Source organism: Streptomyces sp. Ru73 (genome assembly GCF_002920575.1).
In the GTDB taxonomy this organism is placed as follows: domain Bacteria; phylum Actinomycetota; class Actinomycetes; order Streptomycetales; family Streptomycetaceae; genus Streptomyces.
The window spans coordinates 80485-95478 of record NZ_PQSQ01000019.1 but is presented as its reverse complement, the minus strand read 5'-3'; the positions used below and the strand labels follow the sequence as shown (position 1 = coordinate 95478).

Annotated in this window: 14 protein-coding genes; 8 read left to right on the top strand and 6 right to left on the bottom strand. The window is 73.2% G+C overall.

Translation table 11 applies throughout. The features are described from left to right. Positions 1 to 1288, top strand: a 1288-nt coding sequence (locus C3486_RS37235) for a DUF6350 family protein (protein ID WP_258052725.1), incomplete at its 5' end; no start/stop codon positions are given. A gap of 88 nt (positions 1289 to 1376) precedes the next feature. Here C3486_RS37235 and C3486_RS12030 read toward each other — a convergent pair. Then, on the bottom strand, positions 1377 to 2327 hold the full coding sequence (locus C3486_RS12030) for a hypothetical protein (RefSeq protein WP_103832622.1): 951 nt from the start codon (positions 2325 to 2327) through the stop codon (positions 1377 to 1379). Positions 2328 to 2601: 274 nt separating this feature from the next. On the opposite strand from C3486_RS12030, the gene purN reads away from it, so the two are divergent. The 3 genes from purN (at position 2602) to C3486_RS37980 (ending at position 5484) form a co-directional block, all read left to right on the top strand. After that, complete coding sequence (gene purN, locus C3486_RS12025; protein ID WP_103832621.1) at positions 2602 to 3261, top strand: phosphoribosylglycinamide formyltransferase; 660 nt, start codon at positions 2602 to 2604, stop codon at positions 3259 to 3261. Continuing rightward, positions 3258 to 4829 (top strand): bifunctional phosphoribosylaminoimidazolecarboxamide formyltransferase/IMP cyclohydrolase, encoded by a 1572-nt coding sequence (gene purH / locus C3486_RS12020; protein WP_103832620.1) that lies wholly within the window; start codon positions 3258 to 3260, stop codon positions 4827 to 4829. Before purN ends, purH begins: the two co-directional genes overlap by 4 nt. Positions 4830 to 4932: 103 nt before the next feature. Continuing rightward, positions 4933 to 5484 (top strand): hypothetical protein, encoded by a 552-nt coding sequence (locus tag C3486_RS37980; RefSeq protein ID WP_374936852.1) that lies wholly within the window; start codon positions 4933 to 4935, stop codon positions 5482 to 5484. A 90-nt stretch (positions 5485 to 5574) separates the two neighbouring features. Here the strand turns inward: C3486_RS37980 and C3486_RS12010 are convergent, their stop codons facing one another. Then, the gene (locus tag C3486_RS12010; protein WP_103832619.1) at positions 5575 to 6330 is read right to left on the bottom strand and encodes an RDD family protein; all 756 of its coding nucleotides are present in this window, start codon (positions 6328 to 6330) and stop codon (positions 5575 to 5577) included. Between the two features lie 368 nt (positions 6331 to 6698). On the opposite strand from C3486_RS12010, the gene C3486_RS12005 reads away from it, so the two are divergent. From C3486_RS12005 to C3486_RS11990, 4 genes are all read left to right on the top strand, one after another. Then, entirely contained in the window at positions 6699 to 7553 is an 855-nt protein-coding gene (locus C3486_RS12005) for a bifunctional methylenetetrahydrofolate dehydrogenase/methenyltetrahydrofolate cyclohydrolase (protein ID WP_103832618.1), read from the top strand. Positions 7554 to 7601: 48 nt separating this feature from the next. Further along, entirely contained in the window at positions 7602 to 8030 is a 429-nt protein-coding gene (locus C3486_RS12000) for a DUF3017 domain-containing protein (RefSeq protein WP_103832617.1), read from the top strand. Positions 8031 to 8284: 254 nt separating this feature from the next. Further along, complete coding sequence (locus tag C3486_RS11995) at positions 8285 to 9502, top strand: XRE family transcriptional regulator (RefSeq protein WP_103832616.1); 1218 nt, start codon at positions 8285 to 8287, stop codon at positions 9500 to 9502. A gap of 512 nt (positions 9503 to 10014) precedes the next feature. Further along, complete coding sequence (locus C3486_RS11990) at positions 10015 to 11004, top strand: malate dehydrogenase (RefSeq protein WP_103832615.1); 990 nt, start codon at positions 10015 to 10017, stop codon at positions 11002 to 11004. A gap of 198 nt (positions 11005 to 11202) precedes the next feature. On the opposite strand, the gene C3486_RS11985 is transcribed toward C3486_RS11990, so the two are convergent. The 4 genes from C3486_RS11985 to C3486_RS11970 form a co-directional block, all read right to left on the bottom strand. Further along, positions 11203 to 11877: a hypothetical protein gene (locus C3486_RS11985; RefSeq protein ID WP_103832614.1), complete on the bottom strand. Its 675-nt coding sequence runs from the start codon at positions 11875 to 11877 to the stop codon at positions 11203 to 11205. 130 nt (positions 11878 to 12007) lie between these two features. Further along, positions 12008 to 13114: a hypothetical protein gene (locus C3486_RS11980; protein WP_146074988.1), complete on the bottom strand. Its 1107-nt coding sequence runs from the start codon at positions 13112 to 13114 to the stop codon at positions 12008 to 12010. Positions 13115 to 13365: 251 nt separating this feature from the next. Beyond that, positions 13366 to 14472, bottom strand: a complete 1107-nt coding sequence (locus tag C3486_RS11975) for a hypothetical protein (protein ID WP_103832612.1) — start codon at positions 14470 to 14472, stop codon at positions 13366 to 13368. Next, on the bottom strand, positions 14469 to 14966 hold the full coding sequence (locus C3486_RS11970) for a hypothetical protein (protein ID WP_103832611.1): 498 nt from the start codon (positions 14964 to 14966) through the stop codon (positions 14469 to 14471). The genes C3486_RS11975 and C3486_RS11970 overlap by 4 nt, the downstream gene beginning before the upstream one ends. Positions 14967 to 14994: the final 28 nt, after the last annotated feature.

Genomic DNA, 14994 nt, shown 5'->3' with positions numbered 1-14994 from the left:
GATCCGGGCCGCGCTGCCGCCCGGGATGCGCGCGGCACTCGCCCGGCCCCGGCGGGCCGCGGCGCTGCGGGCGGCCTGCGCGGCCGGCGCGGTGCTGCTCGCCACCGGCGCGCTGCTCGTGCTGACCGGCCTGGCGTGGCACGCGGGCGCGGTACGCGACGGCCTGCTCCAGCTCACCCAGGACTGGCCGGGCCGCGGCACGGTCCTGCTGGTCTGCCTCCTGCTGCTGCCGAACGCGGCCGTCTGGGGCGCCGCGTACGCGCTGGGCCCGGGCTTCACGCTCGGCGCCGGCAGCACGGTGGGCCCGCTCGGGGCCACCGCCCACCCGCCGGGGCTGCCGCCCTTCCCGCTGCTCGGCGCGGTCCCGCCGGAGGGTGCCGGATCGCCGCTGACCTGGGCGGTCGCCGTGGGGCCCGTCGCCGCCGGCGCGGCCGCCGCCTGGTACGCGGCCCGGCCCGCGCGTGCCGCGGTGGAGGGGGTGCGGCTGGCGGAGCGGCGGGCGGACGACCCGTCACCGGCCGGACGGCGGCACGCGCGGGCGGCGGAAGCCCGGCTGCTGCGCTGGAACCGCCGGGCCACCGCCACGGTCGCCGCGCTGGCAGCGCTCTGGTGCGGGGCGGGCGCCGCCGTACTGGCGGGCCTCGCGGGCGGCGCGCTCGGCACCGCGGCGCTCCGGCACGTCGGCCCGGCCTGGTTGCTCACGGGCGCGGCGGCGGCCGGCTGGACGGCGGCCGTCGCCGTACCGGGCGCCCTGCTCCTGCGCGAGTGGTACCTCTGGCGCCGGCTCGGCCGCTCCCCGGTGACCGGGCTCCGGGCGTACTGGTCCGGCCGGGAGGAGCGCAGGGAAGCACGCGCGGCACGGCGGGAGGCCCGCGCCGAGCACAGGGAACGGACGGCGGCGCGGGGCCGGGCCGCCGCGCAGGAACGGGCGGTGGCCCGCGCCGAGCGGAAGGCGCGCCGGGACGGCACGGCGCGCGTGGCCCGGCGGAGCGGCGGCGCGCACCGCGCGGAGCGCGACCGCGGGGCCGGGAGCGAGTGGGTACGGCGCCTGCGGCTGCGGCGGCGTACGGCTGCCGGCGCTGCCGCGCACCCCTGGCACGAGACGGGCTCCCGCCGCACCCGCTGGGCCGAGCTGCGCCGCGTCTCGGGCGGTCTGGGCGCACCGGTCGCACCGGACGGGAGCGAGCGGCCGGACGGCCCGGCCGGTTCTGCGCCCGAGGCGCCGCGGCCCGGCTCGGGCCCCGCACCGGAGTGGCCGGGCGGGCTGGGCGGTCCGGGCCTGGACTGATCATCCGTACGGGCCCGCGGCACGGGTCCGGTCAGGGCGCACGCGCCCGCGCTGAACCCGCCCCTCGGCTCGGCTGCTCCTGGGCGCGCTACTCCTGCACGCTGAGGATCGGCCGCAGCTGCTCCGGCAGGAGCTTCTCGCAGGAGTGCCGCGCCGACTGGGTCAGCGCGTCGTTCACGCAGGTGAAGTAGTCCTTGTACACGAGCTGCAGGGTGAAGCCCGCGGCCACGATGGCCAGCGCCAGGCACGCCGTGACCAGCCCGCTCAGCGCCGCGGTGGTCTGCGGCCGACCGCCGCCGTACACCGCCGGGGGCGTGCCGGTGTTGCCGGCGGTCGCGTGCGGCGGGCCCGCCGTGGGGGTGGTGCTGACGTGCGGCGGACCGCCGCCCGCGACGTCGGCAGCGGTGGCCTTCGCGCGGCCCGGCCTGCCCGTGCCCTGCTTGGCCGCGCGGGGCTTGGCGCGCAGCGAGCTGATGCCCCAGTACAGCGCCAGCGCGCCGAGCAGCAGGGCCAGCTCGGGGAGGCTGAAGAGCGCGAAGAAGAACGCCCACATGCCCGAGAGCAGGGCGTAGCGCGCCCGCCGCTGGGCCGGATCGGTCGGGTCCCAGCGCAGCCCGGTCTGGCCGGGGCCGCCGGGACCGCCGGTGCCGTTCGGGCCCTCCGGGCCGCCGCGGCCGGGTCGGCTGCCGAACCCGCCGCTCTGCCGGCCCGGCTGGCGGCTGCTCCACTGGCTGCCCCAGCCCGTACCGGCGTCGTGCTCGCCCGAGGAGCCCTCGGCGTCGTCGCCGTGCTGACCGGAGTGCGCGTGCCGGGGACGCCACTCCTGGTCGGGCGTGCCGGCGGGCGGTGCGGCGAAGGGGTTGTCCCGGTCCTCGCGGCCACGGTCGTCGCGGTCCCGGCCGTCGCGGCCCCGGTCCTCTCCCTCCGCTCCCTCCGAGGAGGACGACGGCTTCTGCTCGCGCGGCAGCAGCACCGCCCCGGGAGCGGTGGCGGGCATCGGGAGGAGAAGGTGGGCCGCCGGGCGGCGTCGGTCCGTCATCTGAGGTGCGTCTTCCCCTTGTCTCGTCCGCCCGCCGGGCCGTCAGTCCGGCGGCGGGTCACCACGAATCCCATGTGATCCACCCCGTTCTCCGGGAGATCACATGCGCTTCCACGCCCGACGCTACCTTCCGCGTCCGCCCCCGTCCCGTGGGGGCCGCGCGGTGTGCCGGTATCGTTGCTGACGGTCGGCGCCTTCGTAGGGTTCCCCGGATTTCCGGTACCCATGGCCTTGTACGACCACACAAAGCTCGCGAGACCGAGAAAGAACCGCCGTGGCTTCCTCCCCACTCACCGTCCCCGCGCCCGCACGTCCCGGCCGCCCGGCCCGGATCGTCGCGCTGGTGTCCGGTTCCGGCACCAATCTCCAGGCGCTGCTGGACGCCATCGCCGAGCAGGGCACGGAGGCGTACGGCGCCGAGGTCGTGGCCGTCGGCGCCGACCGGGACGGCATCGCCGGCCTGGAGCGCGCCGAGCGCGCCGGGCTGCCGGTCTTCGTCTGCCGGGTCAAGGACCACGCCGACCGCGCCGCGTGGGACCGGGCGCTCACCGAGGCGACCGCCGCGTACGAGCCGGACCTGGTGGTCTCGGCGGGCTTCATGAAGATCTTGGGCAAGGAGTTCCTCGCCCGTTTCGGCGGCCGGACCGTGAACACCCACCCGGCCCTGCTGCCCAGCTTTCCCGGTGCCCACGGCGTGCGCGACGCGCTCGCGTACGGCGCGAAGGTCACCGGCTGCACCGTCCACTTCGTCGACGACGGCGTCGACACCGGTCCGGTCATCGCCCAGGGCGTGGTCGAGGTCCGGGACGAGGACGACGAATCCGCGCTGCACGAGCGGATCAAGGAAGTCGAGCGCTCGCTGCTCGTCGATGTCGTGGGGCGTCTGGCCCGTAACGGCTACCGCACTGAGGGACGAAAGGTAGTTATCCCGTGACCGAGACCGCCGAAGGCACCAAGCGGCCCATCCGCCGCGCGCTGGTCAGCGTCTACGACAAGACCGGGCTGGAAGAGCTGGCGAAGGGGCTGCACGCGGCGGGCGTCCAGCTCGTGTCCACCGGTTCCACCGCCGGGAGGATCGCCGCGGCCGGCGTCCCGGTCACCAAGGTCGAGGAGCTGACCGGCTTCCCCGAGTGCCTGGACGGGCGCGTGAAGACGCTGCACCCGAAGGTGCACGCCGGCATCCTCGCCGACCTGCGCCTGGACGACCACCGGAAGCAGCTGGCCGACCTGGGCGTCGAGCCGTTCGACCTGGTGATCGTGAACCTCTACCCGTTCCGCGAGACCGTCGCCTCCGGCGCGACCCCGGACGAGTGCGTGGAGCAGATCGACATCGGCGGCCCCTCCATGGTCCGCGCCGCCGCCAAGAACCACCCGTCGGTGGCCGTGGTCGTGAACCCGGCCCGCTACGACGACGTGCTCGAGGCCGCCTCCGGGGGTGGCTTCGACCTCGCCACCCGCAAGCGGCTGGCGGCCGAGGCCTTCCAGCACACCGCCTCGTACGACGTGGCCGTCGCGTCCTGGTTCGCCGATGACTACGCGGCCGCCGACGACAGCGGCTTCCCCGACTTCACCGGCGCCACCTACACCCGCAAGAACGTGCTGCGCTACGGCGAGAACCCGCACCAGGGCGCCGCGCTGTACGTCGGCGCCGAGGGCGGCGGCCTGGCCCAGGCCGAGCAGCTGCACGGCAAGGAGATGTCGTACAACAACTACACGGACACCGACGCCGCGCGCCGGGCCGCGTACGACCACGCCGAGCCCTGCGTGGCGATCATCAAGCACGCCAACCCCTGCGGCATCGCGATCGGCGCGGACGTCGCCGAGGCGCATCGCAAGGCGCACGAGTGCGACCCGCTGTCCGCCTTCGGCGGCGTGATCGCCGTGAACCGCCCGGTCTCCGTGGCGATGGCCGAGCAGGTCGCCGAGATCTTCACCGAGGTCATCGTGGCCCCGGACTACGAGGACGGCGCCGTCGAGGTGCTCGCCCGCAAGAAGAACATCCGCGTGCTGCGTGCCCCCGAGGCCCCGAAGGCCGAGGTTGAGGTCAAGGCCATCGACGGCGGCGCGCTCGTCCAGGTCGCCGACCGCCTCCAGGCCGACGGCGACGACCCGGCCAACTGGACCCTCGCCACCGGTGAGGCGCTCTCCGAGGCCGAGCTCGCCGAGCTGGCCTTCGCCTGGCGCGCCTCGCGCGCGGTGAAGTCCAACGCGATCCTGCTCGCCAAGGACGGCGCGACGGTCGGCGTGGGCATGGGCCAGGTCAACCGCGTGGACTCCGCGAAGCTCGCGGTGGAGCGCGCGGGCGAGGAGCGGGCGCGCGGCTCGTACGCCGCCTCCGACGCGTTCTTCCCGTTCCCCGACGGCCTGGAGGTCCTGACCGCCGCCGGCATCAAGGCCGTCGCCCAGCCCGGCGGCTCGGTCCGCGACGAGCTGGTCGTCGAGGCCGCCAAGAAGGCCGGCGTCACGATGTACTTCACGGGCACGCGCCACTTCTTCCACTGAGCGCGTACCGCACGTACGAAGGCCGGGGCCGCCGCACCCACGGGTGGGGCGGCCCCGGCCGTACGGGCGACGCGTCTCCTGCGCATGCGGCATACTCCGCCGCATGAGTGACGGAAACACGCCACCGCACGGCGGCTTCGGCCCTGCGGACCAGCCACCACCAGGGGGAACGCCGCCGCCCCCGGCGGGGCCGCCGCCGGGCGCCGCATACGGCTACCCGGGGCCTGCCGCTCCGCCACCGGGCCCGCCCGGGTACGGCTACCCCCAGGCGGGCGGTGTGCCAGGACAGGGGGCCGCCCAGGGTGGTTACGTGCAGCCCCTCCTGGTGCTCGGTGACATCACCGTCACCCCCGACGGCATCCTCACGCCGGCCGGCCAACTGCCGCTCAAGGGCGCCGTGTGGACCGTCCAGGACATGTCGCGCACCGAGGAGAAGCTGCCGACGCACGCGATCGTGCTGGCCGTCGTCTTCTTCCTCTTCTGCTTCCTCGGCCTGCTCTTCCTCCTCATGAAGGAGAAGACCACCACCGGGTACGTCCAGGTGGCGGTGAACAGCGGCGGGAAGTACCACGCGACGATGATCCCGGCGACGCACGAGAGCGTGGCGTTCCAGGTCACGCAGCAGGTCAACTACGCGCGCTCGCTGAGCGCCTGACCGCCTGCCGGGGAAACGGACAGGGCCCGTACCCACCGGGGTACGGGCCCTGTCCTGCGTGCGCCGTGCGCTCAGGCGCACGGCCGGGTGTCACTTCTTGATGACCACCGTGCCGGCGGCGCGGTCGTGCCAGCCCTGGAGCTTGCCGGTGCTGTCGAAGAACGGCGACAGGTAGACCAGCGCGGCGCCGATGTAGCAGAGGAAGGCACCGACCATCGGGATGATGTAGCGGATGAAGCCCGCGCCCACGCCCGGCACCTGGCCGGTGGACTCGCGGACGACCCGCAGGCCGAGCGCCATCTTGCCGAAGGTGGCGCCCTTGATGCCGATCATCAGCCACTCGTAGAGCAGCATGAAGAGGGCGAAGATGCCGAGTATGCCGAACATGACGGCGAAGCCGCTGCCGGCCTGCGCGGCCGCCTCGTTCATGCAGGCGTCGTAGCCCGGGTCCATGTAGCTGCCGCAGTCGTCGGCCGCGTTGCCGGCGATGCCGACGACGCTGCCCATGCCCGCGACCATGGCGATCGTCATGATCACGCCGACGATCAGGCCGTCCACCAGGCGCGCCAGGAAGCGCTGGCCCATCGTCGCGAGAAGCACGGGGCCGGTGACGAGGTTGATGTAGCCGTTGTTGGCCTGCACGGTGCCGGCCGGCGGCTGCTGCTGGGGGTAGCCGTAACCCTGCTGCGGCGGCACGCCGGCGCCCTGCTGCGGGTAGCCGTAGCCCTGCTGGGGCGGGACGCCCTGGGGGGCCTGCTGGGGGTAGCCGTAACCGGGCTGGCCCTGGGGCGGCTGCTGGCCGTAGGGGTTGTTCGGATCGCCGGCGGGCGGCGGAGGGTAACTCACGGAAGGCTTCCTTCGGGCGGGGACTGTGGCGGGCCGACGTTGACGACGGGAAGCCACCGCACCGCCCCCGCGGCGGGGCCGCGCGAGCCGTGAAGAGTGCCTGGTGTTCTCCCCCGAGCGTGCCGCCGTCGCATTCGGCCCCTCCTGCGAATGCGGCACGTGCGCAACATCGTGAAGTCCGGATAAAGACTTTGTCCAGCCGACGAGGGGCACTGGTCACCGGTCGATCCCGATATGTGCTCTTCCTGTTACCGAGACTGGACGGCTTTGTGGTGCGCTCGCGACAACCCCGGCGCTTCTACGCGCGTCACGTCCCGAAGCCCGCCCTGATTGGTACGCCGGGCCCGTCATCCGGGAGGATAGGAGCCATGAGCGCCCAGATTCTCGATGGCAAGGCCACCGCCGCCGCGATCAAGTCCGACCTGTCCGCCCGCGTGGCGGCGCTGAAGGCGAAGGGTGTCCAGCCGGGTCTGGGCACCGTCCTGGTCGGCGAGGACCCCGGCAGCCAGAAGTACGTCGCGGGCAAGCACCGCGACTGCGCCGAGATCGGCATCGCGTCCATCCAGCGCGAGCTGCCGGCCACCGCGACCCAGGAGGAGATCGAGGCGGTCGTCCGCGAGCTGAACGAGGACCCGGCCTGCACCGGCTACATCGTCCAGCTGCCGCTGCCCAAGGGCATCAACGAGAACCGCGTCCTGGAGCTGATCGACCCCGCCAAGGACGCCGACGGCCTGCACCCCACCAACCTCGGCCGCCTGGTCCTCAACGAGCAGGCACCGCTGCCCTGCACGCCCAACGGCATCCTGCGCCTGCTGCGCCAGTACGATGTCGAGATCAAGGGCGCCGAGGTCGTCGTGGTCGGCCGCGGCGTGACCATCGGCCGCTCGATGCCGCTGCTGCTCACCCGCAAGTCCGAGAACGCCACCGTGACCCAGTGCCACACCGGCACCCGGGACCTGGCCAAGCACCTCAAGGAAGCCGACATCATCGTGGCGGCGGCAGGATCGCCGCACCTGATCAAGCCGGAGTACGTCAAGGAGGGCGCGGCCGTCCTGGACGTCGGCGTCAGCCGGGACGAGAACGGCAAGATCGTCGGCGATGTGCATCCCGGCGTGCGCGAGGTGGCCGGTTTCGTCGCCCCCAACCCCGGTGGCGTCGGCCCGATGACCCGCGCCATGCTGCTGGTGAACGTGGTGGAGGCCGCCGAGCGCGCGGCCGGCTGAGCCACCGCGCGGCGACGACGTACGGACGACAGAAGGGCAGCGAGCCGCATGAACGCCGGAGCGCACTCGGACGGGGTGTCCAGGCCGCAGCGCCTCACCCGGCGCTTTCCGCTGATCACGAAGGACACGGCGCGTCCGCAGGGCGGCGGGCGCGCGGCGCCCGGTGACGCGCCCGCGCCGGTCCGCCAGTGGCCGCTGCTCACGGTCATCGGCGGCGTCGCGCTCGGCCTGCTGGTGATCGCGTTCGACGCCTTCCGGGTGGGCACCCTGCTGATCGGGCTGGCGCTGCTGGCCGGCGCCGTACTGCGGCGCATCCTGCCGTCCGTCGGCATGCTCGCCGTACGGTCGCGCTTCACGGACATGGCGACGTACGGCGGGCTCGGCTTCGTGATCGTGATGCTGGGCCTCATGATCCAGCCCGATCCCTGGCTGTCGCTGCCCTTCCTGGACGACATCGTCCACTTCACGGTGCGCTGACCGGACGCCTTCCGTAGAGGCGCCGGTACGGGCGTCCACGAGAGGGCTGTCCGGGCGGCGCCCACAGGGGCGTCGGTACGCGTAACGACGTGGACGGCCGGGGGCGCGGAGGCGGCGCCCCCGCACGTGTCCGGCGTGCGGGGCGCGTGTCCAAAGCATGAACGCTTTCCTGCGCCCTCTCCACGGGAACTGGCATCCTGACGACTGGCATCCCAACGGATAGCCGCAGCAGTTCGGGGGGATAGGGGGAGGCAATGCCTCGCTGGAGGGCGCTACCGGACGAACTCGACCCGCAGGTGAGGGAGTTCGCCGATCAGTTACGCAGACTCGTGGACCGCAGCGGCCTGAGCATATCGGCCGTCGCCGACCGCACGGGCTACAGCAAGACGTCCTGGGAGCGGTATCTCAACGGACGGCTGCTGGCGCCGCGCCGCGCGGTGCTCGCGCTGGCCGAGGTGACGGGCGCGCACGCCGGCCACCTCACCACGATGTGGGAACTGGCCGAACGCGCCTGGAGCCGCGCCGAGATGCGGCACGACGTCACCATGGAGGCGATACGGGTCGCCGAAGCACGGGCCGCGCTGGGGGAGTTCGGCCCGGCACCGGACACCGCGCGGGGCCCCGGCAAGCGCTCCGGCACCAAGGGCGCCGGCCGGGCGGCCACCGCGCCGCCGGAGGCGTACGTACGGGCGACGCCGTCCGAGGCACCGGCCGCGACGCAGGTACCGCACCAGCGCGCCTCCGAGACGGGCGAGGCGCCGGCCCCGGCAGCCTCCTCGGCCCCTTCGGCCGCCTCAGCGCCCCCGGCCTCCTCAGCGCCTTCCGCGGCCGACGTCGAGGCCCCGGCTCCGGCAGCGCATGCCGCGCCCGCGTCCGCGTCCGCCGCGCCGCCGTCGTCCCCCGCGCCCCCCGTCCCTCCGTCCGTACCCGGCCACCGGCCCCCCGCTGCCGGACCCGCCGCCGGACCCGACCCGGAGCGCCGTCGCCGCGCCACGATGTTCGTGACCGGCGTCGTCGGGGCGCTGCTGCTCATCGCGGCCGCCGTACTGCTGCTCGGCAGCGGGGACGGCGGACAGCAGGCCAAGCCCGCGCCGGCCGCGCCCACCCCGTCCCAGCAGTCCGCACTGCCGTCCGGCGTGAAGTGCGCCGGTGCCGGCTGCGTCGGCAAGGACCCCGAGGAGATGGGCTGCGGCGGCGACCAGGCCACGACGCCCTCGCGCGGCGTCATGGGCAGCGCGCTGATCGAGGTCCGGTACAGCAAGGTGTGCGGCGCCGCCTGGGCCCGCCTCACGGGGGCCGCGCAGGGTGACCGCGCCAGCGTCACGTCCGGCGGGCACACGGAGCAGGCGCGGGCGGCCCGCGACGGCTCCGCGTACACCGCGATGGTCCCGGTCACCGGGGCCCCGGAGAAGGTCAAGGCGTGCGGCACGACGAACGCGGGCTACCAGAGCTGCACGAAGCCGGGACCTTAGGGAAAGCCGGGCCGTAGGGGGGCGTGGGGGAGGCCCGGCAGGTTCTGCCCCCCAGGGGACGGAAGCCCCAGCCGTCACCTCCCACCGCACCGCCCTCCCGCTCCCCATCACCCCATTGCGCCATTCGGGGCGTACCGCGGAACCGGGGGCATGGCCCGGCGGTTTCGGGGCAGGCGACCGGTCGGCCCCCCACGGGCGTGGCACCACCCGGCGGCCGTTCGTGCTCCCCCTCCTTGTCGCGAACGGCCGTCCACCCCTGCCGCGAGCCGGCCGTACGCCTCCGGGCGCACGGCCGGCGACCGTCGAGGGGTGACGGCCGGTGAGGAGTCACACACCGGCCTGTCATCGGACGCGCGCCGCCGTCCGATAGCCTGACGCCCGGGTCTCTTGATACCGAGATACATCGAGGCATCGTGAGACTCCGTATACATGGGCAGGAACACCCACCGCCCACCGCTTCCATGGTGGCTCTGGGGCTTGCCCCCAGAAGAAACTCGCCGCAGGAGATCGCCATGACCCGCACTCCCGTCAATGTCACCGTCACCGGCGCCGCCGGCCAGATCGGCTACGCACTCCTCTTCCGCATCGCTTCCGGTCACCTGCTCGGCGCCGACGTGCCGGTCAAGCTGCGGCTCCTGGAGATCCCGCAGGGCCTGAAGGCCGCCGAGGGCACCGCGATGGAGCTCGACGACTGCGCCTTCCCGCTGCTGCAGGGCATCGAGATCACCGACGACCCGAACGTCGCCTTCGACGGCGCGAACGTCGCCCTCCTGGTCGGCGCCCGCCCCCGTACCAAGGGCATGGAGCGCGGTGACCTGCTGGAGGCCAACGGCGGCATCTTCAAGCCGCAGGGCAAGGCCATCAACGACCACGCGGCGGACGACATCAAGGTCCTGGTCGTCGGCAACCCGGCCAACACCAACGCGCTGATCGCGCAGGCCGCGGCGCCGGACGTACCGGCCGAGCGCTTCACCGCGATGACCCGCCTGGACCACAACCGTGCGCTCTCGCAGCTCTCGAAGAAGACCGGCGTGCCGGTCTCCGAGATCAAGAAGCTCACGATCTGGGGCAACCACTCCGCGACCCAGTACCCGGACATCTTCCACGCCGAGGTGGCCGGCAAGAACGCCGCCGAGGTCGTCAACGACGAGAAGTGGCTGGCCGACGAGTTCATCCCGACCGTCGCCAAGCGCGGCGCTGCGATCATCGAGGCCCGCGGCGCGTCCTCGGCCGCCTCGGCCGCCAACGCCGCCATCGACCACGTCCACACCTGGGTCAACGGCACCGCCGCCGGCGACTGGACCTCCATGGGCATCCCCTCGGACGGCTCCTACGGCGTCCCGGAGGGCCTCATCTCCTCCTTCCCGGTCACCTGCAAGGACGGCAAGTACGAGATCGTCCAGGGCCTGGAGATCAGCGACTTCTCCCGCACCCGCATCGACGCCTCCGTCCAGGAGCTCTCCGACGAGCGCGAAGCGGTCCGCGGCCTGGGCCTGATCTGACCTGACGGGCGCCCCCCCGGGCACCTACGGGCAACCCTGCGGCCGTGCGGTCCACCTCATGGGGGTGGGCCGCACGGCCTTGCCGTATCCGGCCTCCTGGCGTGGGCCGTGGGCCGTGCCCGGCCTCGGTCGTGGGGCGTGGCCGCCCCTTCCGCGACGCCGTAGCCGGTGCCGCCCGTGGCCCCGGAGGCCCGGGGCTCAGCGCTGGGCGGGCCCCGCTCCCCGCTGCCGCTGCTCGGTCCGCAGAGGGCGCGGCTGCTGGTGGCGCTGCGCCAGCTCCCGCGCCGAGGCGGAGCGCTCCACGCGCAACGAGTGGACGCGCGCCGCGTCCAGGCCCGACCGCAGCCGGGCGGCGCTGCTCATCGGCATCCGGCCGGCCCGCGCGGTGTCGCCCTGCAGCTGTGAGCGCAGGGCGCTGACCCGCGCCGCATGGGCGTTCAACTGGCCGGGCGTCATGTCGGCCACGGACACGTGGGTGGCGGCCAGCACGGTGGCGGGATGCGTGGGGATGGGCGCGGCGCCGCTTCCCCTGCTGCGCCGGGGATCGATGCCGACCGAGCGGAGTGCCGCGGCCTCGGCCCGTCGCCGGTCGTCGGCCGAGGACCGCTGCCGCGTCCCCGGTCCTGAGGCGGAGCGGTACCGCTTCTCGGCCGGCGTCATGCGCGTGCGCCAGGTGACCGTACCGGAGTACTCGTTCACGTAGAGGTCGACCTTGGCGCGCGGCGGGCGCCGGCGCGCTGCCGCCGCGCGCTCGCGCTCCACCCTGGCCGGCTGCTCGGCCCGGTCGCGCTCCTGCTGCCCGAGACGCCTCGTGCGCGACGCGTCGTCCGCGGGCCGGTGCCCGTGCTGGGATGGGTACGCCCTGGGGTCCATGCCTGTCCTCCGCGGCAGCGATGGCGGGTTGGTGAGGGAAGCGGCCGTCGAACGTGCCGCCGTGGGGCCGAGCCGTGGTGGTCCGATCCGCGGTGCCCGGTCCGTGGCGCCGGGCCGTGGGGCCCGCGGCCTAGACCGGGGACTGCCCGGGCGGACCGGCGTGCTGGGCGAGCCGGGCGAGCCTCTTCCGGGCCGCCTCGATCTTGTCCCCGTCCGCCGCGGCCGGGCCGCCGGGCCGGGCGAGCTCGACCCACGTATGGATCAGCTGCTGTCCGTACACCAGCGCCTGCTGCGGGTCCTTGATCGCCAGCCACACCTTGGCCGCGCGCAGGAACGTGTCGTAGGCGGTCGGGTCGTTCTGCTTGTGCCGGTAGTGGAAGACGTCGAGGTAGATGGCCACGGACTTCACGGTGTCGTGCGCCAGGTACGCAATGTGGGCGAAGAGCTCCTGGAGGTGGAGCACGTACGGATGCCCGACGCCGAACTCCTGTACCGCGGAGCTGAGCGCACTGTTCGCGGTGGCGGCGGCGAATTCCAGGCGGCCCAGCTGGACGGCGTCGTTGATCCGGGTGACGGCGTCCGCGAGGGCGGGCGGGATGCTGGGCGGGGCGGTGGCACCCGGCCGGGGGGCCGGTTGCGGAGCCGGCGCGCCGCGCCCTGACGACGGCGCGTACGCGGCCGGCGCGGGCTGTCCGCTCGGCGCCGTACGCGGATCGGCCGTCGGGGCGTGCGGGGCCGGCTCCGGTATGTGCGGCGCCGGCTGCGCCGCGGGGGCGCCCTGCTGCTCGATCGGCTGCGGATGGGGCCGCGCCTGCGGCTCCGCCGCCGGAACCGGCTCCGGCGACGGCGCCGGGCCCGTGAATGGCGCTGCGTCCTGGGAGGACACGGGCGAGGCGGCCGGAGAGGGAGCGGGGGACGGCGCCGGCTGGGCAGACGGCGCGGGCGCGGGAGTGGGTGCGGGCGCGGGGCTCTGGGCCGGTGCGGGTGCGGGTGCGGGGTCCGGTGCCGGAGGGGGGGCCGGTGCCGCGGCCGGTGTTGCTGCCGGCGGGGCCACCTGCTCCGGCGTCCCGGCGAACTGGCTGGACCCGTCGGTCTGCACCTCGATAGGGGTGAGGTAGCCGCTGCGCGCGTCGTGCACCGAGGCCCGTACGGGATGCCCGGTGGCCATGGCCAGTCGGTACAGGTAGTTGAGCACCGCATCGTGGAGCGCCTCGTCCCCGGAGGGGGACACGGGCATACCGCCGACCGTGCAGTCACCGTTCTCGGTGATCAGCACTTCGAACGGAGTCGGCGCCGGCTGCTGACTTTGATCAGCGGCCGGTTTCCGCTCACTGCGGCGGAATCTTGGCATATCGCACTCACTCAGGGTCTCGCTGTGGACGTGATCTTCCGTGCCCCCGCCGTTCGGACGGGAGACCGGCCGCGCCTGCTCGGCCATTGTGACCACGGGCAGCAATGGGTTTCATCGGGTTGGTACGCAGCGGTGCGTCACTGACCGCGGCCGCGGCCGGGGTTGTTGTTCTGCTGCGGCAACTGCCGGGGACGTACGGCGTTCTGCTGTGCGGCGGGTCCCTGCGCCGCGGTGTTCCCGGTGCTCTGCGCGTTCCCCCGGACGGACCGCTGCCGCGCCGCGCCGGCGATCGGATTGACCGCCTGCCCCGCCGCTTGCGTACCCGACTGCGTACTCGCCGCCGACTGGGTCTGCGTGTTCTTCACTCCCCCTTTCAGTTCCGCGAGTTGGGCGACGGACATGTTCTGCTGCGTGGACTGATTCGGCACGACAGCCGGCGCGGGCTCACCGGCGCGCTCCCGCACGGCGGCGAAGTGCTTCTCCTCGGCGATTCCCTGCAGTTCGACCCGGGCAAAAGGCTTCGCCAACTGTTCGTGGTTGGCCGGCTCCACAATCGGCAGCTTCTCACCGTTGACCTCGCGGCACGTCTGGTACCGCTCGTTCATCAGCTGGTTGGCTGCGTCGATATAAGGGCCTGCTTTTTCCCTGCCGAACTCTTCGACCAGCGCTCCCGACCGGGCCAGCTCGAAGAGCTTGTGGTTGGCCATCTTTACGTCGAAGCTGTCCGGAGTGTGCAGCTGCAGCTCAATGCGCTGGCCGGTCTCGCGATGTTCCCACGCGCTGTTGATCCCCTTGTAGACAGGGTCGGTCCAGGTGTTCTGAACTTTGATCTCGTCGAAGCCGCGAGCCCGCAATTCGTTGAACGATTCCTGTACTCCGTGGGTGTACGACTCCGCCTCGAAAAGCAGCGTGTACCGATTGAGGTCCTTCATGTCGGCGAGAATCTCCGACGTGGTGGCCTCAAGGTCTTTGCGGAGTTCGCGAGCCACTTTGCCGCGCAGAGATTCGAGCGTTTTCAGCGAGTAGTCGACCTCGGCCACTCCTTCGGACAGACGGTCGCCGGGGAGCTGGCTCCCCTGCCCGTTCGTCCGGTCGCGAATCTCCCGCATCATCGCGTCGAAAGCGGGCCGCGCGGCCTCGGCCTGCTTCCAAGCAGCTTGTACCAGGGCATCGTCCGCGACCGTCAGCGTCAGATGCGACTCGCCCTTCTCGGCGTTGCCCCGCCAGCCGATCTGATCGTTCACAGCGCTGTGGCGCCCTGTACGCCCAGGATCCTGAACAGGATTTGATCCGCCTCTTCCGCGGTGATGGGGACCAGATGCGGCGGATCGTGCGGCCCTGCGCTGTGGAAGTCAAAGATCGCCGTGGTGCGAGCCCAGGTCTTGTCGCGGCCGAACGCCTCGTCGCGACCGGTCTCCAGGCTGTACTTACGGCGTACGACACCGCGTGCTTTTTCGCCGGGCCGGGGCTCGTCACGGTAGACAGCCCAGTAGAGGGCCCACCGTCCGCGGTCCGCCGCCAACTCCATCGCCCGCTCGGGCGTGACCGGCGTCAGGGCATCCGGGTTCGGCCCGTTCGAGACCTTGTGACCCGGCCCGGCTCGGTGCCACTCCCAGTCGAAGAAGGACAAGAACTCCCATTCCTCGCTGCCGAGAGGCCGCCGCCACAGGTCCTCGGTGGTTCGGTGGGTCTCCATGTCTTCACCGGTGGCGATGAAGTACTCGTACTCTGCCGTCATTCTTTGCTCCATCGTCTTCGTAAAGTGA